Consider the following 25,270-nt stretch of genomic DNA (forward strand, 5'->3'; position numbering starts at 1 on the left):
AGTTGCGGCACTAGCGCTGCTGCTGGTTCACCCATGTTTGCAGGGCGCGGCGGGAGATTTTGATGCCGCCGTTTTTCAGCTCCTCTGGCAAAGGCAGCCAGCGCACCGGCTGTTGAAAACGCGCCAGCTTATCCGCCGCCCAGTGGCTTAGAGCCGCGACATTGACTTCGCTTTCGCACTCAATTACCGCGACAGGGCGCTGACCAAATTCCACATCATCAACCGGTACCACAAACACCTGCTGCACCTGCGGATGACGGGCGATGGCGCGCTCTACCTCTTCAGGCTGAATGCCTTCGCCACCGCTGAAAAAGAGGTTATCCAGCCGCCCGTGCAGAGTAAGCCGCCCTTCATGCAGCGTGCCGCGATCGCGGGTGGCAAACCAGCCTGCATCATTAAGCAGCGGCAGCAAGGCGCCGTTGCGCCAGTAACCTGTGGCGAGGCTCTCTGCACGCAACCACACCTCGTCGCCGACAATTTTCACCTCACGCCCCGGCAACGCATAACCGACATCCGGCGCGCCGTCGGCCTCTTTCGCACACACCGTTGAGGCAAACTCCGTCAAACCATATCCGCACCAGCAGCGGATGCCGCGCTCGCGCGCCTGTTCGGTCAGCTCTACCGGAATGGCTGCGCCGCCGAGCAGCACCGCTTTCAACGACAGCGGGGTATTCTCATTGAGCAGGCGCCAAAGCTGCGTCGGCACCAGCGACGCATGGCTGCAACCGCGCAGCGCCTGATCGAGCGGCAGCTTGTCGCGCACCGTCATGCGCGCGCCCGCCAACAGCCAGCGCCACAAAATGCCCTGCCCCGAGACATGAAACAGCGGCAGCGAAAGCAGCCAGTCATCATCCTTATTAAAGGGGATCAATGCGAGCACGCCCTGCGCACTCGCCAGATGGGCGGCGCAGGTATGCACCGCCGCTTTCGGCAAACCGGTTGAGCCGGAGGTGAGCGTCATCGACGCCAGCCGCTGCGGCTGCCATGCAACCGCATGCTCACCCGGCGCTTGCGCACAGCGCAGAGGGATAAAATCGTGCGCCAGCGGCGCGGGGGTGAGATCGAGGGCGAAGCGCAGGGTCATGGCGGGCAGCAGCGCATCCAGCAAGGCGACGGGAAGCTGCGGATTGATCGGTAATACCCGCGCGCCGCACTGCAACAGGGCCAGCCAGGCGAGCACCGTCTGCGGCTGGTTGCGCGCACGCAGCATCACGCCATCACCCACGCCAACGCCCTGGCGGGCAAAGCTGCTTGCCAGCGCATCCACCTCGTCACAAAGCTGCTGCCAGGTGAGGGTGTGCTGGCCTGAGCGCAGCGCAGGTTGATCGCCGCGCTGCTCGCGCCAGTATCGCCACGGCCAGTCAGGGAAAATCATAGTAACGCGTCCAGTTCCGCCGCCGCGATACAGGGCAGTTCGCTGCCGGGCCAGCGGCGAACCAGCTGCGCGGTCATCAACTGCAACGTATCAAGGCCAGGCACGGTACCGGGCGTCAGCCAGGCGGCAATCCGCGCCAGTTGCGTTAGCCCGAAGCTCGACTCCAGAGAGGAGCTGATCACCGCCGTCAAGCCGAGCGCATGTGCCGCCGCGACCTGCTGCGCCACTTTTTGCAGGCTGCCGGTGAGGGTCGGCTTGATCACCACCGCGCTGACGCCCGGCTGCGGCGTAAAGGTGAAATCCGCCTCGCGCAGGCTCTCATCCCAGGCGATGGCGATGCCGGTCTCCTCAGCAAAGGCCAGCGATGCTTCGCGGCTCTGGCACGGCTCTTCCAGAAAAGCGATGCGTGGGCGGTTGGCAGGTGCAACATATTTAGCGAACTGGCGAGCTTTCAGCGGCGTCCAGGCGCGATTGGCATCCAGACGCAGGCGCAGATCGGGAATCGACTCCAGCAGCAGATTAACCACCATGCCGTCGCGCACCGCTTCGTAAAGGCCTACTTTCACCTTCGCCAGCTTCTCGCCGGACAGTGCGCCAAGTGCGGCAAACAGCTCATCGGGATCGCCGGTACAGAGCATCGCCGCACGGTAATCGGCAGGCTGCGGCAACTCCCCTGCCAGTTCAGCCAGCGCACAGCTCAGGCCAAAGGCCGCGCTGGGTTGAGATGGCAGCGCGGGTGACGCGCCGTCACGCCAGGCCTGCACCCACGCCATCACCGCAGGCTGCACCTCATCAAGCGTCTCAACGCTGAACCCCGGCAGAGGGGTAATCTCGCCCCACCCTTCGCCGCCGTTTTCCTGCAGCCGGATAAAGAGCCCGTCCCGGGTTTTCAGCCGACGCTCGCGCAGCACCACGCCTGCATCCAGCGGGATCTGCCAGCGGTAGATCTGCGCCTGGCGCATTACGGGTTCCGTTTAAATTTGCTGAAGTCAGGCTGGCGCTTCTGGTTGAAGGCGTTGCGACCTTCCTGACCCTCTTCGGTCATATAGAAGAGCATGGTGGCGTTGCCCGCCAGCTCCTGCAGCCCGGCCTGACCGTCGCAGTCGGCGTTCAGCGCCGCTTTCAGACAGCGCAGCGCCATCGGGCTGTTCTGCAACATTTCACGGCACCAGCGCACGGTCTCTTTTTCCAGATCCGCTAACGGCACCACGGTGTTGACCAGCCCCATATCCAGCGCCTGCTGCGCATCGTACTGGCGGCAAAGGAACCAGATTTCGCGCGCTTTCTTCTGGCCGACAATGCGCGCCATGTAGGACGCGCCCCAGCCGCCGTCGAAGGAGCCGACTTTCGGGCCGGTCTGGCCGAAAATCGCGTTTTCCGCCGCGATAGTGAGATCGCACATCATATGCAGCACATGGCCGCCGCCGATGGAGTAGCCCGCTACCATCGCCACCACCGGTTTCGGGCAGGTGCGGATCTGGCGCTGAAAATCGAGGACGTTGAGGTGATGCACGCCGGAGTCATCCTGGTAGCCGCCGTAATCGCCGCGCACCTTCTGATCGCCGCCTGCGCAGAAGGCTTTATCACCTTCACCGGTCAGGATAATCACCCCGATATTGTCGTCATAGCGCGCATCGGCCAGCGCCTGAATCATCTCTTTTACCGTCACAGGACGAAACGCGTTGCGCACTTCCGGGCGGTTGATAGTGATTTTGGCGATGCCGTCAGCGGATTTTTGATAGCGGATATCGCTAAAACCTTCGGAGCAGTCGTGCCACTCAACGGCGGCGTAGAGTTCTTTTTCATCAGGGTAGATCATGGTCGGTCCTTAATCTCAAGAGGCAGAATTCGCGCCAGCAGGGCAGCAACGGCCGTGGGATTCTCCCGGTGCGCGTTGTGCCCGGCGGCTGGAATGGCGTAACAGTGGCGTGCGACTTCGCTCGCCAGCGCGCGAAACTTACGGTCATGTTCGCCAAAGAAATAGTGAACGGGAAAAGTGGCGTCACGCAGCGCCGCACGCAGATCGGGCTGGCGGCCAAGCGACGTTGCCGCCAGCATCTGCGCCAGCGCGTTGCCGTCATTGTGGCTACGCAGCGCAACCAGCATCGCACGTTCGGTTTCCGTCAGCGCGGCAAATACCGACTGACGATACCAGGCGTCAAACACCTCGCTGAGCGGCTGGTGGCGCAGGCGCTGACACCACGCTTCATCAGCCTCCAGCCTTGCGGCACGCGCCTGCTCATCGGCAAGTCCTGGGTGCCCGCCTTCGATAATGATGCCCTGTAGCCCCGTTGGCTGCTGGCAAGCGTGAAACATCGCAATGCGGCCGCCGAGGGAGTACCCCACCAGCCAGTAGTTCAGTATGTTGTAACGACTAAGCGTCGATCGCAGCAGCGCATCCATCCCGGTAAAGGAGTCAACAGAGGTTGTGGCTGACGCGCCGTGGCCCGGCAAATCGAGATAGAGACGCGGGAAATCCGCAAGCGCTGCGCCGACGGGCTGCCATTCGCGGCCATCACCGGAAAAACCGTGCAGAAACACCAGCCACGGCAACGGCTGCCGACCAGAGTGGATCTCTGCATGCAAACTCATAGCTGGCTGACCTGCGCGACAAGGTTTTGCAGGGTCTGTGCGCCGTCGGTCTCGTTTACCACCACTTCAATCACCGTCGCGCCTGGCTTCTGCCAGGCCTCGCTCAGCGCCTGCTCCAGCTGCGCCCAACTCTCCGGGCGGTGATAAGGAAGCTCAAACATCGCGGCAGCATGATCGAAATGGACATTTTGCGGCATCAGATAGAAGCGCTCGCGCTCGGCGGGCGGCGTCGGTAACAGGGAGAAGATCTGCCCGCCGTTGTTATTGACCACCAGCAGCACAAAGGGCGCGGAGGCCTGGCGCAGCAGTGCGAGAGCGTTAAGATCGTAGAGCGCAGAGAGATCGCCGACGATAGCCAGCGTCGGGCGCGCGGTGGCCCGCTGCACCCCGGCCGCGGTCGAGAGCAGGCCATCAATGCCGCTCGCGCCGCGGTTGCTGTAGACCGGATAACCTGCCGGCAACTGCGCCAGCGCATCCACCAGCCGGACTACCAGGCTGTTGCCGAGAAAAAGCTGACCCTGAGGCGGTAAATAGTCGCTAATACGGTGTGCGAGCTGCGCTTCGCCGAAATTCTCACGCTGTAGACGCACCTGCTCCCAGGCAAGCGCTGCGAGCGAGGTAAGCTTTTCGCACCATGGCGCGCGGGGTTCAGCCGGATGCAGCGCCAGCCAGCCGCCCACATCCGCCACTAAACGACGGCCACGATGATGCGCCGGATCGAGCCTGCCGGGGAGGTTATCAATCAGCCAGTACTCTTGCGGCGCGCAGGTCGCCTGCCACTGTAAAAGACGTTTTCCGGTCAGGCTGCTGCCAAATTGCAGCACAATCTGCGCCTCGCTGAGCGCCTCAACGGCCTGGCTATTAGCAAGCCAGAGATCGGCGCAGGGCAGCGGCTGCCCGGTTTGCGATAACACATCGCCAATCAGCGGCCAGCCGAGGGTTTTCGCCCACTCCGCCAGCTTGCGTCCTTCGGTTGCACTCATGCGTCCGGCGATCACAACGCCGCGTTTTTGCCGCCAGGAGAACCAGTCCCGCTCCCGGTTAATGCCGCACGGCGCGGACGCCTGTAGCCAGGGCTTATCATCCTGCCACCAGTCGCCTAACGCCTGCTGCCAGCCAAGACCGGTCTCATCCATTTCGCCATACAGCGGCTCGGCAAACGGGCAGTTAATATGCACTGCCCCGCCCTGCAATGTGCCCAACACATTATCAATCGTCGAGACCAGCCAGCGCGCCGGGATATCCTGTGACGGGCGCGGTAAGGCGATGGCCTCTGTCGGATGGGAAGCAAAGATGCCGGGCTGGCGAATCGCCTGATTAGCACCGCAATCAATCAGCTCCGGCGGGCGATCCGCCGTCAGCAATATCAATTTTTCGCCGGTCAGCCCCGCTTCAATCAGCGCCGGATAGAGGTTCGCCACGGCGGTACCGGAGGTGACGATCACCGCCACCGGTTCATGGCTCGCTTTCGCCAGCCCGAGCGCAAGATGGCCCAGCCCGCGCTCATCAAAATGGGTGTGATGAATGAATGCGCGGTTTTCGGCGGCGGCAAGCGTCAGCGGCGTCGAACGGGAGCCTGGCGCAATGCAGATATGCCTGACGCCGTGGCGCGTTAAGGCTTCCAGAATCACCGCGGCCCAGCGTCGGTTGAATGAGCTAATCGACATGAATTTGTCCGGTATCAATATTGGGACTAAGTATAAATTTTCTGAAATGATTAGTTTTTGATATAGGTCGTCTATGGGTGCGTCTGTAGCAACAACGATCGCAGCCCGGCGGCTTTATTATCGATCTCCTGCCACTCCTGCTCAGCGTCGGAACCGGGCACAATGCCCGCCCCGGCATAGAGCCGCACCGTCTCGCCGCTCACCTTCGCCGAGCGCAGCGCCACGCAGAACTCACTCTGCTTACGCGACAGGTAACCTGCCGACCCGGCGTACCACTCGCGGGCAAAGGGTTCGTGACGGGCGATAAAAAGCCGGGCTTCAGGGCGCGGTAAACCCGCCACTGCCGCGGTCGGCTGGAGCAGGTCTAAACAGAGGGCATCGTCCGCCACCCGCAGATCGCTCCAGATACAGCGGCGTAAATGCTGCACTTTACGCAGCCGCACCACCTGCGGCGGCAGCACATCCAGCGCGCCGGTCTGCTGCTGCAAACGCTGGCAGATATCCTCCACCACCAGCATATTTTCACGCTGGTTTTTATCGTCACTCATCAACCATGCTGCCCGCTGCTGCGCTTGTGCATCGTCATCATGATTTGCCACCGTCCCGGCCAGCGCTTCGGTGCGCAGCGCTACGCCGCGTCGCCGCCACAGACGTTCAGGGGTCGATCCGAGAAAGGCGGTCTGGTCGTTGAAACGATAGAGAAAGTGGAAGCAGTGAAGGTTGAGACGGCGGCTGGCGGCCATCAGCGCGCCAGCATTAATTGGCGCATCGAAGCGGTAATCGGTGGCGCGGGCGAGCACCACTTTATCCAGCTCGCCGCGCTGTAAGGTTTCAAGTGCCTGGCTTATCAGCGTCTCCCACCCTTCGCGCGTCGGGAAGTGCTGCTGCTCAACGCAGTGCGGCGGGCTCATGACCAGCGGAGTAGCAGGCGAAAGTGCGTTGAGAAAATCGGCAGCAACCTGTGCATCTTCACGCAGCGAGGTGGCGCTAAAGAGATAGAGGCGCAGCATCGCTTTGCCCCCTTCGCGCCGCCATTCGAGACGGGGTAAAAAGAGCGCACCTTCACTCGGCTCAAAGGCATTCAGCCCCCAGACGCGCACATCATCGGGCCAGGCCTGTAAATGCTGCTGCGCCTCAACGAGAGAGGTAAACGCGCGAAGTGCGCCAAGGGCGGCCGCTTCATCATCGCCGCTGCGCTGCTGCCAGTAGAATTGCGGGAAAACATGCTGGGCACAAAGCCATGTCAGGGGGTCGAATGCGTTGTTTAGCGGGAAGGGAACGTCAAAGAGGGTAAAACCAGGGGTATCAGGAAACGTGTCGGCAAGACGCTGGTGTAAAACGCCAAGCGCAGAGGACAGAGAAAACATGCGAACCCCTCCCGGAAAAACGGCACGGTTTTAAAAACCACACAGTATACGGGGTACTACGATGAATAGCAGTACCCCCTTCCAGGGAGGGGAGATAAAGTTTAGCGACGGGCTAACAGCAGACCGAGCACCAGACCTACAGCCGCACCAGCGCCAACGCCCTGCCACGGTTTTTCGTGCACATAGTCATCGGCACGGTAAACCGCTTTTTTCGCACGATAGTAGTAGGTATCAGACGCGCTGCTGACGCGGTTTTTCACATCATGCAGCGCCTGTTCGGCACGTGCTTTCAGCTCAATGTACTTCTGGTCAGCGGGATCGCCCGATGAGCGGAGAACTTCTTCCAGCGTTTCGCTCAGCAGGGTCAGGTCGTCGTCAATGTGTGAATCGAATTGATTAGTCATCTCTTTTCTCCATGTTATGAACCTGTACGCTAACTATAGACAATAGCTGGCGTTTACGCCTGGCCGACCTCGCGCGCCATGCCGATATGGGGAATGCCATCTTCATCATAGATATCGGTGACCGGCTGGAATCCAAACTGCTGGTAAAAGGGTTGCAGATGCGCCTGTGCACTCAGGTATAGCGCGTGCTGCGGCCAGTGTTGCAGGCAGGAGGCCACCGCGCGCGACATCAGCTGATGACCCAGTTTTTCCCCGCGTACGCTGGCGCTGACAATCACCCTGCCGATGGCAACCGGCGAGAAATCATCGTTACTTTTCAGAATCCTCGCATACGCCACCAGCTCATCACCCTGCCAGCCGAGCAGATGGCGGTTCTCTCCCACCAGATCGTCACCATCAATATCGAGGTAAGGGCAGGTCTGTTCGACCACAAATACTTCGCAGCGCAGTTTCAACAGCGCATAGAGCGCAGGCACGGTCAGTTCGGAATGGTGCAGGTCTTGCCAGCGGATCATCGTTATCTCCTCAAATAGACTCATGTGGTTATACTAGATTCTTTTCATTTCAGGCAAAGCATGTGGAACTGATCTTCTTAGGTACTTCAGCAGGCGTCCCGACGCGGGCGCGCAACGTCACCGCCATTCTGCTCAATCTTCAGCACCCGACGAGCGCCGGGCTGTGGCTTTTCGACTGTGGTGAAGGTACGCAGCATCAGCTGCTGCACACCGCGTTTAATCCGGGCAAGCTGGACAAAATTTTTATTACCCATCTGCATGGCGATCATATTTTTGGCCTGCTTGGCCTGCTCTGCAGCCGGTCGATGGCGGGCAATACGCAGCCGCTGCACATTTACGGCCCGCAAGGCATTAAGGAGTTTGTTGAGACCGCGCTGCGCCTGAGCGGCTCGTGGACCGACTATCCGCTGACCATTGAAGAGGTTAAGCCTGGCCTGGTGATGGATGATGGGCTGCGCAAAGTGACGGCCTTCCCGCTGGCGCATCCGGTGGAGTGTTACGGCTATCGCGTGGAAGAGCATGATAAACCCGGCGCGCTGAATGCCGCTGCGCTTGTCGCCGCAGGCGTTCCCGCCGGGCCGCTGTTCCAGACGTTGAAGGCGGGCGGCACGGTAACGCTGGATGACGGGCGAGTTATCGAGGGTAAAGATTACCTGGCACCGGCCGAGCCGGGTAAACGGCTGGCAATCTTCGGTGATACCTCACCCTGCCCCGCCTCACTTGAGCTGGCGAAAGATGTCGATATGGTGGTGCATGAAGCAACGCTTGAGAGCGCCATGGAAGAGAAGGCAAACAGCCGCGGCCACAGTTCAGCGCGCCAGGCGGCTCAACTGGCTCAGCAGGCTGGCGCTTCACGTCTGGTGATTACCCATATCAGTTCGCGTTATGACGCCGAGGGGAGCCAGGCGCTGCTAAAAGAGTGTCGTGAAATCTTCCCGCAGACGACCTTAGCAGCAGATTTTGACGTAGTTCGCATTTGATTTTAATTTAGGCACTCTATTTTTTCGCCGTCATGCCGATAATAAGTTATACGCAGGCATTTCTTCTTTGAGGGCATGATGGATAATTTCCAGAAAGACATCGATGACAGGGCGAATCTTACTCTGTCGAACCGGTTTGAGCTGTTGCTGTTTCGCCTTGGCACATCATTAGATGCGACGAAATCTGAGCTGTTTGGCATCAATGTGTTTAAGTTGCGCGAAATCGTACCGATGCCCACATTTACTCGCCCTGCGGGAATGAAGCCGCCGTTGATGGGGATGGTCAATATCCGCGATCAGGTGATCCCGGTGATTGATCTCTCCGCCGTCGCCGGTTGCAAACCGGAGACCGGCTTAAACATTCTGCTGATCACTGAGTATGCCCGTAGCGTGCAGGCTTTTGCCGTCGAGTCCGTCGAGAACATCACGCGCCTGGACTGGAAACAGGTACACACGGCGGAAAAAGCGATCAATGGCCGCTATATCACCAGTATTGCCTGCCTCGATGATGATAAGGACACCAACAACCTGGCGATGGTGCTGGACGTTGAACAGATCCTCTATGACATCGTGCCGGCGGATCATGACGTTCACGGCGATCATGTGCCGGATAAGAAATTCAACCTGAAACCGGGTTCTATCGCGATTGTGGCTGAAGACTCCAAAGTGGCGCGCGCCATGCTGGAAAAAGGCCTGAACGCCATGGAGATCCCGAGCATGATGCATATCACCGGCAAAGATGCGTGGGAGAAAATCCAGCTTATTGCGCAGCAGGCGGAAAAAGAGGGTGTGCCGGTAAGCGACAAGATCTCCATGGTGCTGACCGATCTGGAGATGCCAGAGATGGACGGCTTCACCCTGACACGCCTGATCAAAACCGATCCGCGCCTGAAGAATATCCCGGTGGTGATCCACTCATCCCTCTCGGGCAGCGCTAACGAAGATCACGTCCGTAAAGTGCAGGCCGATGGCTATGTCGCGAAGTTCGAAATTAACGAACTTTCAGCGGTGATCCAGGAGGTGCTCGATCGCGCAGCAAACAATGTTCGCGGCCCGCTGATCAGCCACCGCCAGATGGCTCCGACCCCACTGCTGGCGAAGTAACGCCGGCACAACGATTAAAGGCGCTACCGTTGGTCAAACGGTAGCGCCTTAAGTACGTTTCAGGTCATTACAAGAACGACAAGATCAGCTGTAATACAGCAATGATGATCGTGATTACGCGTTTCGCGAATTCACGGTTATACATCATCCGTTTTCCTCAACCGAGGAAGGAGCCGCCCGGACTGGCCCTTAAACTCCCCCGAATCAGGGCGAGCAGATGTTGAGTATTGCCTACGCCCCTTCCAGGCCTGAACCCTGTCACCACCACGTGTACAGCGGGGGAAATCCTTTGCCCGGCCCGAAAGTTAGATGCAGTAACCCCAACGAAGTTGATTTTACACTTCATGTAACCAACTGAAATGTAATTAAAAAACATCAGGAAAAACGACCTGTTTTCAGGCGTTTTTCTTAAACATCAGCTAACCCAACTGTTTGCGCTTGAAATAAAACAGCATATATCGGAAGCTTCAACGCGTTGAGTATTGCATACGCTCTTACCCCCCTGACGGGCCGGAAACGTAAACAACGGCGTGGCGCATCCCTCACCAGTTTGCGCTATACCGTTAAAACCCCAGCTTCCCCGCTGGGGTTTTTTTATGCGCAAAAAAAACCGCCAGGCTGCAAATCCGGCGGTTTTTTCATTTGCGCGAGGCGCGATTACATCATCGGCAGCGCCAGCTGGACAATGCTAATCAGCGGCTGCGGATAGATACCGAGCACCAGCACCAGCAGAGCGGAGATGAGTACTACAATACCGCCCGCGCTGTAAGCCCAGTTGGACGGCGCATCGCGGTTCAGCTGCTGCGGCGCGTTGAGATAGAGGCTCACTGCGACACGCAGGTAGTAGTAGAGACCGATTGCGGAACCGACTACCACCGCGCCGGTCAGCCACCACAGGTTGGCCTGCACACCGACAGCCAGAATGTAGAACTTACCGATAAAGCCCAGCGTCATCGGGATACCCGCCAGCGACAGCATCATCACCGTCATTACCGCCGAGAGGATCGGACGGTGCCAGAAGAGGCCGCGATAGGAGTAGAGCGACTCGGCGTCCGGGCCGCGATACGGGCTGGACATCAGGCTTACCACACCAAAGGCACCCAGGCTGCTGAAGAGATAGCCGGCCAGGTAAACGCCAACGCTCTCCATTGACATCTGCCCGCCGCGCAGGGCAATCAGCGCCACCATCAGATACCCGAGGTGAGCGATGGAGGAGTAGCCGAGCAGACGTTTGATATTGGTCTGGCTCAGCGCCATCAGGTTACCGAAGATAATGGAGACAAAGGCGATAACGCCCAGCACCACGCGTACGGCTTCGCTGTTACCTACCGGCGCATAGAGGAACAGACGCATCAGCACGCCAAAGATGGCGATTTTGCTGGCGGTCGCCAGGAAGGTGGAGACCGGCGCAGGCGCGCCCTGGTAAACGTCCGGTGTCCAGAGATGGAACGGCACCAGCGACAGTTTAAAGCCGAGGCCGACAATCATCAGGCCGAGACCCGCCAGCAGCAGCGGCTCGTGCAGCACGCCTTCACCGAGGTTTTTACCAATGGCGACAAACGACAGATCGCCGCTCTGAGCGTAGACCAGCGCAATCCCGAACAGCAGGAATGAGGAGGCAGCCGCCGACAGAATGGTGTATTTGATGCTGGCTTCCAGCGAGCGTTTCTGGCGGAAGGCGTAGCCCACCAGCCCGAACAGCGGCAAAGAGATCAGCTCAATCCCGAGGAACAGCGACGCCATATGATTGGCGTTTGCCAGCAGAATGCCACCCAGCGCGGCAATCAATACCAGCAGGTAGAACTCTTCCTTGTTATCGCTATAGCCTTCAAGCCACGGATAGGCAAAGGTGCAGGTGGCGAGGCTCGCCAGCAGCACCAGCCCGGTGTAAAGCATGGCGTAGCCATCGACGCGCATCAGCGGCGTCACATCCATTGCTCCGGCGTGGCCAACGAACCACAGCGAGAGCAGTGCAACGTTCAGACCAACGACCGACAGCGTGGCATTGAAGAAATGGTTGCGTCGCCACGCAATGGAGAGCATCACAACCACCACCGTCAATCCGACGATTAGCAGCGGCAGCAGCGCAATCAGGTGTTGTGGAGTTATTGTCATGGCGAATTACGGCCTTGTAGTAATGGAGTTAACAAACCACTGCTGGATATTGCCCATCGCAGCATGCGAGGTATCCAGAATCGGCTGCGGATAGAAGCCAAGCAGTACCAGAAGCACGACCAGGATAAGGATCATAAACAGCTCGCGCAGTGACAGACCCGGCAGCGTCTGGTTCGCGATTTCGCTCTTCGCTTTACCGAAGTAAGCGCGATGCAGCATCGCCAGCGAGTAAACGGAAGCGAAGACCAGGCCGAAGGTAGAGATCACGGTAATCATCGGTACAACCTGATAGCTACCGAACAGGATCATGAACTCACCGACGAAGTTACCGGTACCCGGCATCCCCAGCGTCGCCACAGCGAAGAACATCGACAGCGCCGGCAGCCACTTAATTTTGCTCCACAGACCGCCCATCATGCGCATATCGCGGGTATGCAGACGTTCGTAAAGCTGACCGCAGAGAATAAACAGACCTGCCGCAGAGAGACCGTGGGCAATCATCTGAATCACCGCGCCCTGGTAGGCCAGCTGGCTGCCGGTGTAGATGGCAATCAGTACGAAGCCCATGTGGGAAACGGAGGTGTAAGCGATAAGACGTTTGATATCGGTCTGCGTGAAAGCCATCCACGCGCCGTAGAAGATACCAATCACGCCCAGCCACATGGCAATCGGTGCGAACTCCGCCGAAGCGTTCGGGAAGAGCGGCAGCGAGAAGCGCAGCAGACCGTAAGCGGCGGTTTTCAGCAGGATCCCCGCGAGGTCAACGGAACCGGCGGTCGGTGCCTGCGAGTGCGCATCCGGCAGCCAGCCATGCAGCGGCACCACCGGCATTTTCACCGCAAAGGCGATAAAGAAGCCGAGCATCAGCAGGTATTCAACGTTGTGGGACATCGGCGTTTTCAGCAGCTCTTCATAGTTGAAGGTCCACACGCCGGTGGCGTTGTAGTGCACAAATACCAGGCCGAGGATGGCAATCAACATCACCAGACCGCTTGCCTGGGTATAGATGAAGAATTTCGTCGCCGCGGTGATACGCGTCTTCCCGTCGGAGGCTTTATGGCCCCACAGCGCGATCAGGAAGTACATCGGCACCAGCATCATTTCCCAGAAGAAGAAGAACAGGAACATGTCGATGGCAAGGAACACGCCGATAACGCCGCCGAGGATCCACATCAGGTTCAGGTGGAAGAAGCCCTGATATTTCTCGATTTCACGCCAGGAGCAGAGAACCGCCAGCACGCCAAGAAAACCGGTCAGCACGACCATCAGCAGCGACAGACCGTCCATCGCCAGATGGATAGTGATGCCGAAGCGCGGGATCCAGTCGTGTTTAAAGCTCTCCTGCCACGTCGGGAAATCGGCAGCCTGCGATAAAGAGTAGCCACCCTGCAACCAGAGTTGCAGAGAGAGCGCCAGCGTCAGTCCCATGGTGATCAGGGCGATCCAGCGCGGCACCTTCACGCCGAAGCGCTCGGTTTGCCAACACAGGAAACCACCGATAAAGGGAATCAATATTAGCCAGGGTAATAACATGGCGATTCATATTCCTTGTTTAAGTCCAGCTCAGGCTTTCTGGCTCGTCATCTGACTTCACCGTTACTGCCTGTCCTTTCGGACCTGATTTTCAACGAATTTTCACAAAATTCAGATTCTGCTCGCAGGCCGGAGAACAACTCTGCTCCCCGGCCCAGGAACTCAGCGCAACACCATCAGCAGACCGAGCACCACAACGGCACCGATACTCATGGAAGCAACATACCAGCGCAGATAACCGTTCTCGCTGAACAGCAGCCCTTTTCCGGCAAAGCGGGAGAGGATCGCCGGAATATTCATCAGCGCATTCAGCGGATCGCTCTTCAGCAGCCAGGCAACGCCCAGATACGGTTTAACGAAGATGCGATCGTAGAGCCAGTCGAAGCCCCAAGCATTGAACCACCAGGTGCCGAAGAAGCGGCCCGCCGCGCTGTTGGCAATCGATGTCACCAGCGTGCGTTTACCCAGCCACAGCCAGGCGGCCAGCAGAATGCCGATCACTGCCACCGCGCCAGAGGCCACTTCCAGCATCACCACGCTGCTGTGCGCCAGCTCAGCCGTTTCCGGCAGGACGCCGCGCAGCGGTGGCACAATCATTGCGCCAACGAAGGTGGAGAGGATCAGCAGCACAATCAGCGGCAGGTGATGGGTAATCCCCTTCCCTGCGTGGGCGTGAATCTGCTCTTTGCCGTGGAAGACAATGAAAATCAGACGGAAGGTGTAGAGCGAGGTCATAAATGCCCCGACCAGACCCGCAATCATCAGGTTAACGTGACCGTTCGCCACCGCTCCTGCGAGGATCTCATCCTTACTGAAGAAGCCCGCGGTAATCAGCGGCAGTGCAGAGAGCGCCGCGCCACCGACCAGGAAGCAGGCATAGACCAGCGGAATCGACTTACGCAGGCCGCCCATCTTGAAGATGTTCTGCTCGTGGTGGCAGGCGAGGATCACCGAACCGGAGGAGAGGAACAGCAGCGCTTTAAAGAAGGCGTGCGTCATCAGGTGGAAAATCGCCGCGTCCCATGCCTGTACGCCAAGCGCCAGGAACATGTAACCAATCTGGCTCATCGTCGAGTAGGCGAGTACGCGTTTGATATCGGTCTGCACCAGCGCGGCGAAACCCGCCATCAGTAGCGTGACCGCACCAACGATACCGACCAGATGCAGCACTTCCGGCGTCATCAGGAACAGACCGTGGGTACGGGCAATCAGGTAGACACCGGCGGTAACCATCGTTGCGGCGTGGATCAGCGCAGAGACCGGCGTCGGGCCAGCCATCGCGTCTGCAAGCCAGGTCTGCAACGGCAGCTGCGCCGATTTACCGACCGCGCCGCCCAGCAGCATCAGCGTCGCCCACATCAGCATATGGTTGCCGTTGGCGAAGTGCTGCGGTGCCAGCTCGACCATCTCGCGGAAGTTCAGCGTGCCCAGCTCGTTGTAAAGGATGAACAGAGCGAAAGCGAGGAACACGTCACCAACGCGGGTGACGACAAACGCTTTCATCGCCGCTGCGCCATTCTTCGGATCGGTGTAGTAGAAACCGATCAGCAGATAGGAGCAGAGACCCACGCCTTCCCAGCCGAGGTACATCAGCAGCAGGTTATCGCCCAGCACCAGAATCACCATGCTGGCGATAAAGAGGTTGGTGTAGGCGAAGAAGCGGGAGTAGCCCTCCTCCCCACGCATATACCAGGAGGCGAACATATGGATCAGGAAGCCAACGCCGGTTACTACCGAGAGCATGGTCAGCGACAGGCCGTCCAGCACAAGGTTGAAACCGATATTGAAATCACCGACCGCCATCCACGTCCACAGCGGCTGAACAAAGGCCTGCTGGCCGTTGTTGAAGAACTCAACACCAACCAGCGCCGTAACCAGCGCCGAGAGACCAATCGAGCCCATGCCAACGGCGGCGGAGAGATTCTCCGACCAGCGACCGCGGGAGAAAGCCAGTAACACAAAGCCAATAAGAGGAAAAATAATGGTTAAGGCGAGCATGTTCATCCACGCATCTCACTTACTGAATCGATATTCAGACTCTGGCGGCGACGATGCAGTTGCAGCAGCAGCGCCAGGCCAATGCTCGCTTCCGCAGCGGCAAGGCTAATGGCGAGAATATACATTACCTGACCGTCGGTCTGGCCCCAGTAGCTACCGGCGACCACAAAGGCCAGCGCGGCGGCGTTGATCATGATCTCAAGCCCAATCAGCATAAACAGCAGATTGCGGCGAATAACCAGACCAGTCAGACCCAGCACAAACAAAATCGCCGCGAGGATCAATCCATGTTGTAACGGGATCATGCGTGCTCCTCCGTTTTTCTTTTCGCGCGGTCATCCGTGCGATTGCTCAGCAATTCGCCAGGTCTCTCTTCACGTCCAAGGTGGAACGCGACAACCAGACCTGCCAGCAGCAGCATTGAGGCCAGCTCAACCGCCAGAACGTAAGGACCAAACAGCGTGATACCGACGGCTTTCGCGCCAATCGCCGTGCCCTCGATGCCCTGATCGTTAACGCCCATAATGGCGTAGATCATGACGCCCAGCAGCACCGCAGAGAGCACCGCAGGACCAATCCAGATTTGCGGCGTGAGCCAGTTACGCTCCTGCTCGACCACCGAATTGCCCATGTTCAGCATCATCACCACGAAGACGAACAGCACCATAATGGCCCCGGCGTAGACGATGATCTCCAGCGCCCCGGCGAAGTATGCGCCGAGGGAGAAGAAGACCCCGGCAATCGCCAGCAGGGAGATGATCAAGTACAGCAGCGCATGCACCGGATTGGTATGCGTAATCACGCGTACCGTCGTCAGGATGGCGATCAGGCCACAGATATAAAAAGCGAACTCCATTGCCCCTCTCCTTACGGTAACAGGCCTTTGACGTCGATAGGCTTGGCTTCGTTTTCCGCTTCGCCCTTATCTTTGCCGTCGATTGCCATACCTGCCATCCGGTAGAAGTTATATTCCGGGTATTTGCCCGGACCGGAGATCAGCAGATCCTCTTTTTCATACACCAGATCCTGGCGCTTGAACTCACCGAGTTCGAAGTCCGGCGTCAGCTGAATCGCTGTTGTCGGGCACGCCTCTTCGCACATGCCGCAGAAGATGCAGCGCGAGAAGTTGATACGGAAAAACTCCGGATACCAGCGGCCATCAACGGTTTCCGCTTTCTGCAGCGAGATACAGCCGACAGGACAGGCAACCGCGCACAGGTTACAGGCTACGCAGCGCTCTGCGCCGTCCGGATCGCGCGTCAGCACAATACGGCCACGGTAGCGCGGGGCCAGGTAAACCGGCTCTTCCGGGTACATACGCGTTTCGCGTTTGGCGAACGCATGCAGGCCAATCATCCAGATACTGCGAACCTGGGTGCCAAAGCCCACGAATAACTCTTTTAACGTCATGGTCTCATCACCCCTTATTGCTGCCACAGAATGACTGCTGCGGTACCCAGCAGGTTAAGCAGAGTCAGCGGCAGACAGATTTTCCAGCCGAAAGACATCACCTGATCGTAGCGAGGACGCGGCAGTGCGGCGCGAATCAAAATGAACATCATCATAAAGAACGCGGTTTTCAGCGCGAACCAGATAAACGGCGGTAACAGCGGACCCTGCCAGCCACCAAAGAAGAGGGTGACCATCAGCGCAGAGATGGTGACGATACCGATATACTCGCCGACGAAGAAGAGACCGAACTTCATGCCGGAGTATTCAATATGGTAACCATCCGCCAGCTCCTGCTCCGCTTCCGGCTGGTCAAACGGGTGACGGTGACACACCGCAACACCCGCGATAGCGAAGGTAACGAAGCCAAAGAATTGCGGAATGACGTTCCACAAACCCGCCTGGTTGTTGACGATGTCGGTCATATTGAATGAACCGGCCTGCGCCACCACGCCCATCAGCGACAGCCCGAGGAACACTTCGTAGCTCAGGGTTTGCGCAGAGGCACGCATCGCGCCGAGCAGGGAGTATTTGTTGTTACTGGACCAGCCCGCGAACAGCACCGCGTAGACCGCCAGACCCGCCATCATCAGGAAGAAGAGGATCCCGATATTGAGGTCGGCCACCACCCAGGTGGGGCTGACCGGCACAATGGCGAAGGCTAACAGCAGCGAGGTGAAGGCGATCACCGGCGCGAGGGTGAAGATCACGCGATCTGAGAAGCGCGGGATCCAGTCCTCTTTAAAGAACATCTTGATCATGTCCGCGACCAGCTGGAGTGAACCACCCCAGCCCACACGGTTCGGCCCATAACGGTTCTGGAACAGGCCGAGCAGCCGACGTTCGCCAAAGCTCATGAAGGCGCCGCAGGTGACAACCACCAGCAGGATGACCACCGCTTTCAGAATGCTTAACAGAATGTCGATAACATCCGGTGTTAACCAGCTCATGCTTGCGCCTCCCGCAGATTTTCAAGACGTGCCCCGGCCAGCACCGGTGCAATACCCGGCATGCCCATCGGCAAACCGACCTGCCCCGCCGTCAGACCTTCCGATACCTGCAGCGGCAGGCTGAGGGTCTGCCCTTCGTAGGTGAAGGAGACGTGTGCGCCTGCGTTTACGCCAAGCTTCGCGGCATCAGCCGGGTTAAGCGTGATGTAAGGCTGCGGCATACGGCTCTGGAACACCGGCGAACGCTGCGACAGCTCATCACTGCCGAACAGGTGATAGTAAGGCGCGATACGCCACTCGCCATCCTGTGCGCTGAAAGCGCCCGGAACGACAGTGAAGTAATCCAGCCCGCTCTCCGTCGCTTCAATCAGGCGTACGCCCGGATCGCCGTGACGCAGGTGGCCGCCCACTTCGTCCTGGAATTTGTTCCAGGCCTGCGGGGAGTTCCAGCCCGGTGCCCAGGCAAACGGAATTTGCGAGCGCGGAGCTGAAGGCTGGTTGTTCCCTTCCATTGAGAAGGCGAACATGGTGTCTTTATCCTGCGGCTGACGCGGTTCGTGGACGCTGATATTGGCGCGCATGGCGGTGCGACCGCTGTAGCGGTGCGGCTCACGCGCCAGTTTCTGCCCGCGAATGCGGAAGCTGGCATCCGGTGCGGCATTTTTGATGCCCGCCAGCTGCGGCAGCGCGGCGACGGCGGCGTCGATCACGTGATCGAGCTGCGTCCAGTCCACTTCGCGGTTCAGCACGGTGCTGTGCAGCGAGTGCAGCCAGCGCCAACTTTCCAGCATCAGCGCTTTGTTGTCGTAGTAGCTCGGGTCATAAACCTGGAAGAAGCGCTGGGCGCGGCCTTCGTTGTTGATCACCGTGCCGTCGCTTTCCGCAAAGCTTGCGGCAGAGAGCACCAGATGGGCGTTATCCATAATCGCCGTGCGCTGGTGATCGACCACCAGCACCAGCGGCGCTTTCGCCAGCGCAGCGTCAACGCGCGCAGCAGAAGCGTGACGGTGCAGATCGTTTTCCAGCACCACGACCGCGTCGGCGCTGCCGCTCTCCAGTTCGGAGAGTGCATCATCGAGGCTGCCGCCGCCGATAAGGCCGAGACCCATGCTGTTAACGGAGCGGGCAATCATGGTAATGCCGACATCGGCACCGCGCCCTTTCAGCGCTTTCGCCACGTTCGCTGCCGCGTGGATCACGTCGGTGCTACCGGCGTTGGTGCCGGAGATAATCAGCGGTTTCTTCGCCCCGGCCAGCGCCTGGACAATGACATCCACTTTGCCCTGCAGATCGCTGCTCAGGCCGTCAACCGCCGGTGCGGAGTTATCCAGCGCATGGGCGATGGCGAAACCTAAGCGCGCCTGATCTTCTACCGGCGCGCGGTAGGTCCACGCGGCGATATCGTCCAGACGGGTGCTGTCGACGTTGGTGACAAACAGCGGATGTTTAGCGCGCTGACCAATGTTCATGATCGCCGCAATCTGCCAGTCGGCAACTTTCTGCGCCGCCGCCATTTCGCGGGCTTTGCCTTTCACCGCCTGACGTACCGCCAGCGCGACGCGCGCGCCGGTCTGGGTCACGTCTTCGCCGAGGATCAGCACCGCGTCGTAAGATTCGATTTCACGCAGCGCCGGCGTACGGATGCCACCTTCGCGCAGCACTTTCAGCGCCAGCGTCAGTCGCTCCTGCTCGCCTTTGGCGATACCGGTGTAGAAGTTCTCCGCACCGACCAGTTCGCGCAGCGCGAAGTTGCTCTCAACGCTTGCGCGCGGAGAACCAATACCGATCACTTTCTTCGACTGGCGCAGAATATCCGCCGCGCCCTGCATCGCCTGTTCGGCGTTGAGGGTGATGAGATCGTCGCCGCGACGCTGTACCGGCTGGCGCGGACGATCTTTCAGGTTGACGTAGCCATAGCCGAAACGACCGCGGTCGCAGAGGAAGTAGTGGTTAACCGTGCCGTTATAGCGGTTCTCGATACGACGCAGTTCGCCGTAACGCTCGCCCGGGCTGGTGTTACAGCCGATGGAGCACTGCTGGCAGATGCTCGGCGCGAACTGCATATCCCATTTACGGTTATAGCGCTCGGAGTGGGTTTTATCGGTGAAAACGCCGGTCGGGCAGATTTCAACCAGGTTACCGGAGAACTCGCTCTCCAGCGTACCCTCTTCCGGGCGGCCGAAATAGACGTTGTCATGTGCGCCATAGACGCCCAGGTCGGTGCCGTCGGCATAATCTTTGTAGTAGCGCACACAGCGGTAGCAGGCGATACAGCGGTTCATCTCATGAGAAATGAACGGGCCGAGATCCTGGTTACGGTGCGTACGCTTGGTGAAACGGTAGCGACGGAAGCTGTGACCGGTCATAACGGTCATATCCTGCAGGTGGCAGTTGCCGCCCTCTTCGCAGACCGGACAGTCGTGCGGGTGGTTGGTCATCAACCACTCCACCACGCTCTCACGGAACTCTTTCGCTTCGTGATCGTCAATAGAGATAAATGTGCCGTCGGATGCCGGTGTCATACAGGACATAACCAGGCGGCCACGCGTGTCTTCCGCGTTTTGATATTGCTTCACCGCACACTGGCGGCACGCACCCACGCTCCCCAGCGCCGGATGCCAGCAAAAATAAGGAATATCAAGGCCCAACGAGAGACAAGCCTCTAACAGGTTGTCTGCGCCGTTTACCTCGTATTCTTTGCCGTCTACGTGAATAGTAGCCATTAGCATGCTTCCAGTTGTCTCAGCCGGAGCTGAGAATTAATCAAAATTCGTTCCGCGTCCCCTCACCTGCTCACGATGAGGGGGAACCATTACCAGCGCGCTTTCAGCAGGTTTGGCTGGATACCGCCAATCGCATGGGTATTGCTGAACTGCTGCTTGATCCCCGCTTCGAACTCTTCGCGGAAATACTTAATGGCGCTCTGTAACGGTTCAACCGCACCCGGCGCGTGTGCGCAGAAGGTTTTACCCGGCCCCAGCTGGCGGCAGAGTTGCTCCAGGGTTTCGATATCGCCAGGCTGGCCTTCGCCACGCTCCAGCGCACGCAGGATTTTGACGCTCCACGGCAGCCCGTCGCGGCACGGCGTACACCAGCCGCAGGACTCGCGGGCGAAGAACTCTTCAAGGTTACGCACCAGCGGCACCATGCCAATTTCATGGTCAACGGCCATCGCCAGCGCGGTACCTAAACGGCTGCCCGCTTTACCGATGCTTTCGAACTCCATCGGCAGATCGAGGTGCGCTTCGGTAAGGAAGTCGGTTCCCGCGCCGCCCGGCTGCCAGGCTTTAAATTTCAACCCGTCGCGCATGCCGCCCGCGTACTCTTCAAGGATTTCACGCGCAGTAGTGCCAAACGGCAGCTCCCAGACACCCGGGTTTTTCACGCGCCCGGAGAAGCCCATCAGTTTGGTACCGGCATCTTTGCTGGTCGACAGGTTCTGGTACCACTCCACGCCGTTGGCGAGGATTGCCGGAACGTTGCACAGGGTTTCGACGTTGTTAACGCAGGTCGGTTTACCCCATACGCCGGAGCTTGCCGGGAAAGGCGGTTTCGAGCGCGGGTTCGCGCGACGCCCTTCCAGCGAGTTGATCAGCGCCGTCTCTTCACCGCAGATATAACGACCCGCGCCGGTATGGACGATAAGTTCGAAATCGAACCCGCTGCCGAGAATATTTTTGCCAAGGAAGCCCGCTTCGGTGGCTTCAGCAATGGCGCGGCGCAGATGCACCGCCGCTTCGATGTACTCTCCGCGCAGGAAGATGTAGCCGCGATAGGCCTTCAGCGCAAAGGCGGAGATGAGCATGCCTTCCACCAGCAGGTGCGGCAGCTGCTCCATCAGCAGGCGGTCTTTATAGGTGCCCGGCTCCATCTCATCGGCGTTACACAGCAGGTAACGGATGTTCATTGATTCGTCTTTCGGCATCAGGCTCCACTTAAGACCCGTGGAGAAGCCCGCGCCGCCGCGCCCTTTCAGGCCAGCGTCTTTTACCTGGTTGACGATTTCGTCCGGTGCCAGCCCGGTCAGGGCCTTACGCGCACCGGCATAGCCGTTCTTGCTCTGATACTCTTCAAGCCAGACCGGCTGTTTGTCATCGCGCAGACGCCAGGTCAGCGGATGGGTTTCGGGAGTACGGATAATGGTCTTCATTATTTATACCGCTCCAGCAAGTCAGGGATCGTTTCCGGCGTCAGAGAACTGTGGGTGTCCTCATCGATCATCATGGTCGGCCCTTTGTCGCAGTTGCCGAGACAGCAAGTTGGCAGCAGCGTAAAGCGGCCATCAAACGTGGTCTGGCCCGGCTTGATCTTCAGGTGGCTCTCAATCGCCGACTGGATCCCCTGATAACCGGTGATGTGACACACCACGCTGTCGCAGTAGCGGATCACATGGCGGCCGACCGGCTGGCGGAAGATCTGGCTGTAGAACGTTGCCACGCCTTCGACATCGCTCGCCGGAATGCCCAGCACGTCGGCGATTGCGTAAATTGCGCCGTCCGGCACCCAGCCACGCTGTTTCTGAACGATCTTCAGCGCTTCAATGGACGCCGCACGCGGGTCTTCGTAGTGGTGCTTCTCGTGCTCAATTGCCTCACGCTCTGCCGCACTCAGCTCAAAAGCCCCGGTTTCTGGTTGTTGATTCTCGTGCATAATTAGCGGTCCACATCTGACATAACAAAATCGATACTACCCAGGTAGACAATCAAGTCTGAGACCAGGCTGCCGCGGATTGCCGCCGGAATTTGCTGCAGATGCGGGAAACTCGGCGTACGGATACGGGTACGGTAGCTCATGGTGCTGCCGTCACTGGTCAGGTAGTAACTGTTGATACCCTTGGTTGCTTCAATCATCTGGAAGGATTCGTTGGCCGGCATCACCGGGCCCCACGATACCTGCAGGAAGTGAGTAATCAGGGTTTCGATATGTTGCAGCGTGCGCTCTTTCGGCGGCGGCGTGGTCAGCGGGTGATCCGCTTTGAACGGCCCTTCCGGCATATTGTTGAGGCACTGCTCAAGAATGCGCAGGCTCTGGCGCAGCTCTTCCACTTTCAACATCACGCGGGTGTAGCAGTCGCTGACGCCACCGCCGACCGGGATTTCGAAGTCGAAGTTCTGATAGCCGGAGTACGGGCGCGCTTTACGCACGTCAAAGTTGATGCCGGTAGCACGCAGGCCTGCGCCGGTAGTGCCCCACTCCAGCGCCTCTTTCGCGCCGTAAGCGGCAACGCCCTGAGCACGGCCTTTCAGAATGGAGTTACGCAGTGCGGCTTTCTCATAGGAAGCCAGACGTTTCGGCATCCAGTCGAGGAACTCGCGCAGCAGGCGATCCCAGCCGCGCGGCAGATCGTGCGCGACGCCGCCGATGCGGAACCAGGCCGGGTGCATACGGAAACCGGTAATCGCTTCCACCAGATCGTAGATTTTTTGACGATCGGTAAAGGCGAAGAAGACCGGCGTCATCGCGCCGACGTCCTGAATAAAGGTAGAGATATAGAGCAGGTGGCTGTTGATGCGGAACAGCTCAGAGAGCATCACGCGAATCACTTCCACGCGTTCCGGCACGGTAATGCCTGCCAGTTTCTCGACCGCCAGTACGTATGGCATCTCGTTGACGCAGCCGCCGAGGTACTCAACGCGGTCGGTATAAGGAATGTAGCTGTGCCATGACTGGCGTTCGCCCATCTTCTCCGCGCCGCGGTGGTGATAACCGATATCCGGCACGCAGTCGACGATCTCTTCGCCATCAAGCTGCAGAATGATGCGGAACGCACCGTGCGCAGAGGGGTGGTTCGGACCGAGGTTGAGGAACATGAAGTCCTCGTTATCGGTGCCGCGCTTCATGCCCCAATCTTCCGGCTTGAAGGTCAGCGCTTCCATCTCCAGATCCTGCTTGGCTTTGGTCAGCTCAAACGGATCGAATTCGGTGGCGCGCGCCGGGTAGTCTTTACGCAGCGGGTGGCCGGTCCAGGTCTGCGGCATCATGATGCGCGTCAGATGCGGGTGGCCATCAAAAGTGATACCAAACATCTCCCAGGTTTCACGCTCATACCAGTTGGCGTTCGGGAAGAGTTTAGTAATGGTCGGCACATGCAAATCGTTTTCTGCGAGGGCCACTTTCAGCATGATGTCGCTGTTACGATCGATCGACAGGAAGTGGTAGAAAACGGAAAAATCCGCGGCGGGCAGACCGGCGCGGTGTGTGCGTAGACGCTCGTCCATGCCGTGAAGATCGAACAGCATGACGTAAGGCTTCGGTAATTTCTTTAAGAAATCGACCACTTCCAGTAACTGCTCACGCTTCACCCAAACGACGGGTACCCCGGTGCGGGTCGCCTGAACGGAAAAGGCATCCGGCCCAAAACGGTTGCGCAATTCGCCAATGACCGGATCATCCAGATGATCCCGGGTCTGCCATGGGGCTTCTTGCGCAGTTAAATCGGTCATATTTTTCACCATTGCAAAGGGTCCGTGGTGACTGTGGGGCAGTGCGTCGCGTTATTGGATTATTGAAATGCGACGCTTTTTACCCTTGCCCACAGGCGCAAATTAAATCTCGTCCGGCGAACGCAGGTTGGTGACGGCAATACGTTCACCGCGTTTACGTTCACGCTCTGACTGCATGTTGGCGCGGTAAACGCCCTGATCGCCAACCACCCAGGAGAGAGGACGACGCTCCTTGCCAATCGACTCCTGCAGCAGCATCAGCGCCTGCATATAGGCTTCAGGACGCGGTGGGCAGCCAGGGATGTAAACATCCACCGGGATAAATTTGTCGACGCCCTGCACGACGGAGTAGATGTCGTACATACCGCCAGAGTTTGCGCAGGCACCCATGGAAATCACCCATTTCGGCTCCAGCATCTGGTCATAGAGGCGTTGGATAACCGGCGCCATCTTGGTGAACGGCGTACCGGCAACGACCATCAGGTCAGCCTGGCGCGGCGAGGCACGCAGTACTTCTGCGCCAAAGCGCGCCACGTCGTGCACGGCGGTAAACGAGGTCACCATCTCGACGTAGCAGCAGGAAAGGCCGAAGTTATACGGCCAAATTGAGTTCTTACGACCCCAGTTCACCATATCGTGCAGGACATTTTCGAGCTTGCCCATGTAGACGCTACGGTTGATCTCTTGTTCCAGGGGGTCAGTTACGATCTCCTGTTTTTGCAGGGGGTAACGGTCGTTCTCACCGTTAGGATCTATGCGGGTGAGCGTATAATCCATC

At 58.8% G+C, this 25,270-nt stretch carries 22 protein-coding genes; 2 read left to right on the forward strand and 20 right to left on the reverse strand.

The genetic code is table 11. From position 1 onward, the window contains the following. Positions 1-10: 10 nt before the first annotated feature. The 8 genes from menE to ACWPW2_RS13705 all read right to left on the reverse strand — a co-directional run bounded on the left by menE (position 11) and on the right by ACWPW2_RS13705 (position 7,920). Positions 11-1,375 carry an o-succinylbenzoate--CoA ligase gene (gene menE, locus ACWPW2_RS13670; protein ID WP_454123518.1) on the reverse strand — a complete coding sequence of 455 codons (1,365 nt, stop codon included), beginning with the start codon at positions 1,373-1,375 and terminating at the stop codon, positions 11-13. Next, on the reverse strand, positions 1,372-2,337 hold the full coding sequence (gene menC, locus ACWPW2_RS13675; protein WP_454123520.1) for an o-succinylbenzoate synthase: 966 nt from the start codon (positions 2,335-2,337) through the stop codon (positions 1,372-1,374). The genes menE and menC overlap by 4 nt, the downstream gene beginning before the upstream one ends. Beyond that, positions 2,337-3,194, reverse strand: a complete 858-nt coding sequence (gene menB / locus ACWPW2_RS13680; RefSeq protein WP_042714289.1) for a 1,4-dihydroxy-2-naphthoyl-CoA synthase — start codon at positions 3,192-3,194, stop codon at positions 2,337-2,339. The genes menC and menB overlap by 1 nt, the downstream gene beginning before the upstream one ends. Continuing rightward, positions 3,191-3,967 (reverse strand): 2-succinyl-6-hydroxy-2,4-cyclohexadiene-1-carboxylate synthase, encoded by a 777-nt coding sequence (menH, locus tag ACWPW2_RS13685; RefSeq protein ID WP_454123522.1) that lies wholly within the window; start codon positions 3,965-3,967, stop codon positions 3,191-3,193. The genes menB and menH overlap by 4 nt, the downstream gene beginning before the upstream one ends. Next, positions 3,964-5,634: a 2-succinyl-5-enolpyruvyl-6-hydroxy-3-cyclohexene-1-carboxylic-acid synthase gene (gene menD, locus ACWPW2_RS13690; RefSeq protein ID WP_454123523.1), complete on the reverse strand. Its 1,671-nt coding sequence runs from the start codon at positions 5,632-5,634 to the stop codon at positions 3,964-3,966. Before menD ends, menH begins: the two co-directional genes overlap by 4 nt. A gap of 71 nt (positions 5,635-5,705) precedes the next feature. Beyond that, the gene (gene menF / locus ACWPW2_RS13695; protein ID WP_454123525.1) at positions 5,706-7,001 is read right to left on the reverse strand and encodes an isochorismate synthase MenF; all 1,296 of its coding nucleotides are present in this window, start codon (positions 6,999-7,001) and stop codon (positions 5,706-5,708) included. A 101-nt stretch (positions 7,002-7,102) separates the two neighbouring features. Beyond that, positions 7,103-7,405, reverse strand: coding sequence for a stress response protein ElaB (gene elaB, locus ACWPW2_RS13700; RefSeq protein ID WP_023479917.1), 303 nt, complete (start codon positions 7,403-7,405; stop codon positions 7,103-7,105). A gap of 53 nt (positions 7,406-7,458) precedes the next feature. Continuing rightward, the gene (locus tag ACWPW2_RS13705; RefSeq protein ID WP_454123527.1) at positions 7,459-7,920 is read right to left on the reverse strand and encodes a GNAT family N-acetyltransferase; all 462 of its coding nucleotides are present in this window, start codon (positions 7,918-7,920) and stop codon (positions 7,459-7,461) included. A 62-nt stretch (positions 7,921-7,982) separates the two neighbouring features. On the opposite strand from ACWPW2_RS13705, the gene rnz reads away from it, so the two are divergent. Both rnz and ACWPW2_RS13715 read left to right on the forward strand, forming a co-directional pair. Further along, the gene (rnz, locus tag ACWPW2_RS13710) at positions 7,983-8,900 is read left to right on the forward strand and encodes a ribonuclease Z (RefSeq protein ID WP_454123529.1); all 918 of its coding nucleotides are present in this window, start codon (positions 7,983-7,985) and stop codon (positions 8,898-8,900) included. A gap of 78 nt (positions 8,901-8,978) precedes the next feature. Beyond that, positions 8,979-10,004 carry a chemotaxis protein gene (locus ACWPW2_RS13715; RefSeq protein ID WP_023479862.1) on the forward strand — a complete coding sequence of 342 codons (1,026 nt, stop codon included), beginning with the start codon at positions 8,979-8,981 and terminating at the stop codon, positions 10,002-10,004. Positions 10,005-10,661: 657 nt separating this feature from the next. Here the strand turns inward: ACWPW2_RS13715 and nuoN are convergent. The 12 genes from nuoN to nuoB all read right to left on the reverse strand — a co-directional run bounded on the left by nuoN (position 10,662) and on the right by nuoB (position 25,269). Continuing rightward, the gene (nuoN, locus tag ACWPW2_RS13720; protein ID WP_023479817.1) at positions 10,662-12,119 is read right to left on the reverse strand and encodes an NADH-quinone oxidoreductase subunit NuoN; all 1,458 of its coding nucleotides are present in this window, start codon (positions 12,117-12,119) and stop codon (positions 10,662-10,664) included. A 6-nt stretch (positions 12,120-12,125) separates the two neighbouring features. Further along, positions 12,126-13,652: an NADH-quinone oxidoreductase subunit M gene (gene nuoM, locus ACWPW2_RS13725; protein ID WP_023479637.1), complete on the reverse strand. Its 1,527-nt coding sequence runs from the start codon at positions 13,650-13,652 to the stop codon at positions 12,126-12,128. Positions 13,653-13,814: 162 nt separating this feature from the next. Next, complete coding sequence (gene nuoL / locus ACWPW2_RS13730) at positions 13,815-15,656, reverse strand: NADH-quinone oxidoreductase subunit L (RefSeq protein WP_023479646.1); 1,842 nt, start codon at positions 15,654-15,656, stop codon at positions 13,815-13,817. After that, entirely contained in the window at positions 15,653-15,955 is a 303-nt protein-coding gene (gene nuoK / locus ACWPW2_RS13735; RefSeq protein ID WP_023479838.1) for an NADH-quinone oxidoreductase subunit NuoK, read from the reverse strand. Before nuoK ends, nuoL begins: the two co-directional genes overlap by 4 nt. Then, entirely contained in the window at positions 15,952-16,506 is a 555-nt protein-coding gene (gene nuoJ / locus ACWPW2_RS13740) for an NADH-quinone oxidoreductase subunit J (protein ID WP_023479675.1), read from the reverse strand. Before nuoJ ends, nuoK begins: the two co-directional genes overlap by 4 nt. 11 nt (positions 16,507-16,517) lie before the next feature. After that, positions 16,518-17,060 (reverse strand): NADH-quinone oxidoreductase subunit NuoI, encoded by a 543-nt coding sequence (nuoI, locus tag ACWPW2_RS13745; protein WP_023479728.1) that lies wholly within the window; start codon positions 17,058-17,060, stop codon positions 16,518-16,520. A 14-nt stretch (positions 17,061-17,074) separates the two neighbouring features. Continuing rightward, a complete protein-coding gene (nuoH, locus tag ACWPW2_RS13750; protein ID WP_023479664.1) occupies positions 17,075-18,049 on the reverse strand; it encodes an NADH-quinone oxidoreductase subunit NuoH in 975 nt (324 codons plus the stop codon). Beyond that, a complete protein-coding gene (gene nuoG, locus ACWPW2_RS13755; protein ID WP_139965238.1) occupies positions 18,046-20,772 on the reverse strand; it encodes an NADH-quinone oxidoreductase subunit NuoG in 2,727 nt (908 codons plus the stop codon). Before nuoG ends, nuoH begins: the two co-directional genes overlap by 4 nt. An 89-nt stretch (positions 20,773-20,861) precedes the next feature. Beyond that, positions 20,862-22,199 carry an NADH-quinone oxidoreductase subunit NuoF gene (nuoF, locus tag ACWPW2_RS13760; protein WP_023479635.1) on the reverse strand — a complete coding sequence of 446 codons (1,338 nt, stop codon included), beginning with the start codon at positions 22,197-22,199 and terminating at the stop codon, positions 20,862-20,864. Then, positions 22,199-22,699: an NADH-quinone oxidoreductase subunit NuoE gene (gene nuoE / locus ACWPW2_RS13765; RefSeq protein WP_023479890.1), complete on the reverse strand. Its 501-nt coding sequence runs from the start codon at positions 22,697-22,699 to the stop codon at positions 22,199-22,201. The genes nuoF and nuoE overlap by 1 nt, the downstream gene beginning before the upstream one ends. Before the next feature lie 2 nt (positions 22,700-22,701). Beyond that, a complete protein-coding gene (nuoC, locus tag ACWPW2_RS13770; RefSeq protein ID WP_128482496.1) occupies positions 22,702-24,504 on the reverse strand; it encodes an NADH-quinone oxidoreductase subunit C/D in 1,803 nt (600 codons plus the stop codon). A gap of 90 nt (positions 24,505-24,594) precedes the next feature. Next, positions 24,595-25,269 (reverse strand): NADH-quinone oxidoreductase subunit NuoB, encoded by a 675-nt coding sequence (nuoB, locus tag ACWPW2_RS13775; protein ID WP_023479723.1) that lies wholly within the window; start codon positions 25,267-25,269, stop codon positions 24,595-24,597. Between the last annotated feature and the right edge of the window lies 1 nt (position 25,270).

Source organism: Kosakonia sp. Marseille-Q7440 (assembly GCF_965119485.1).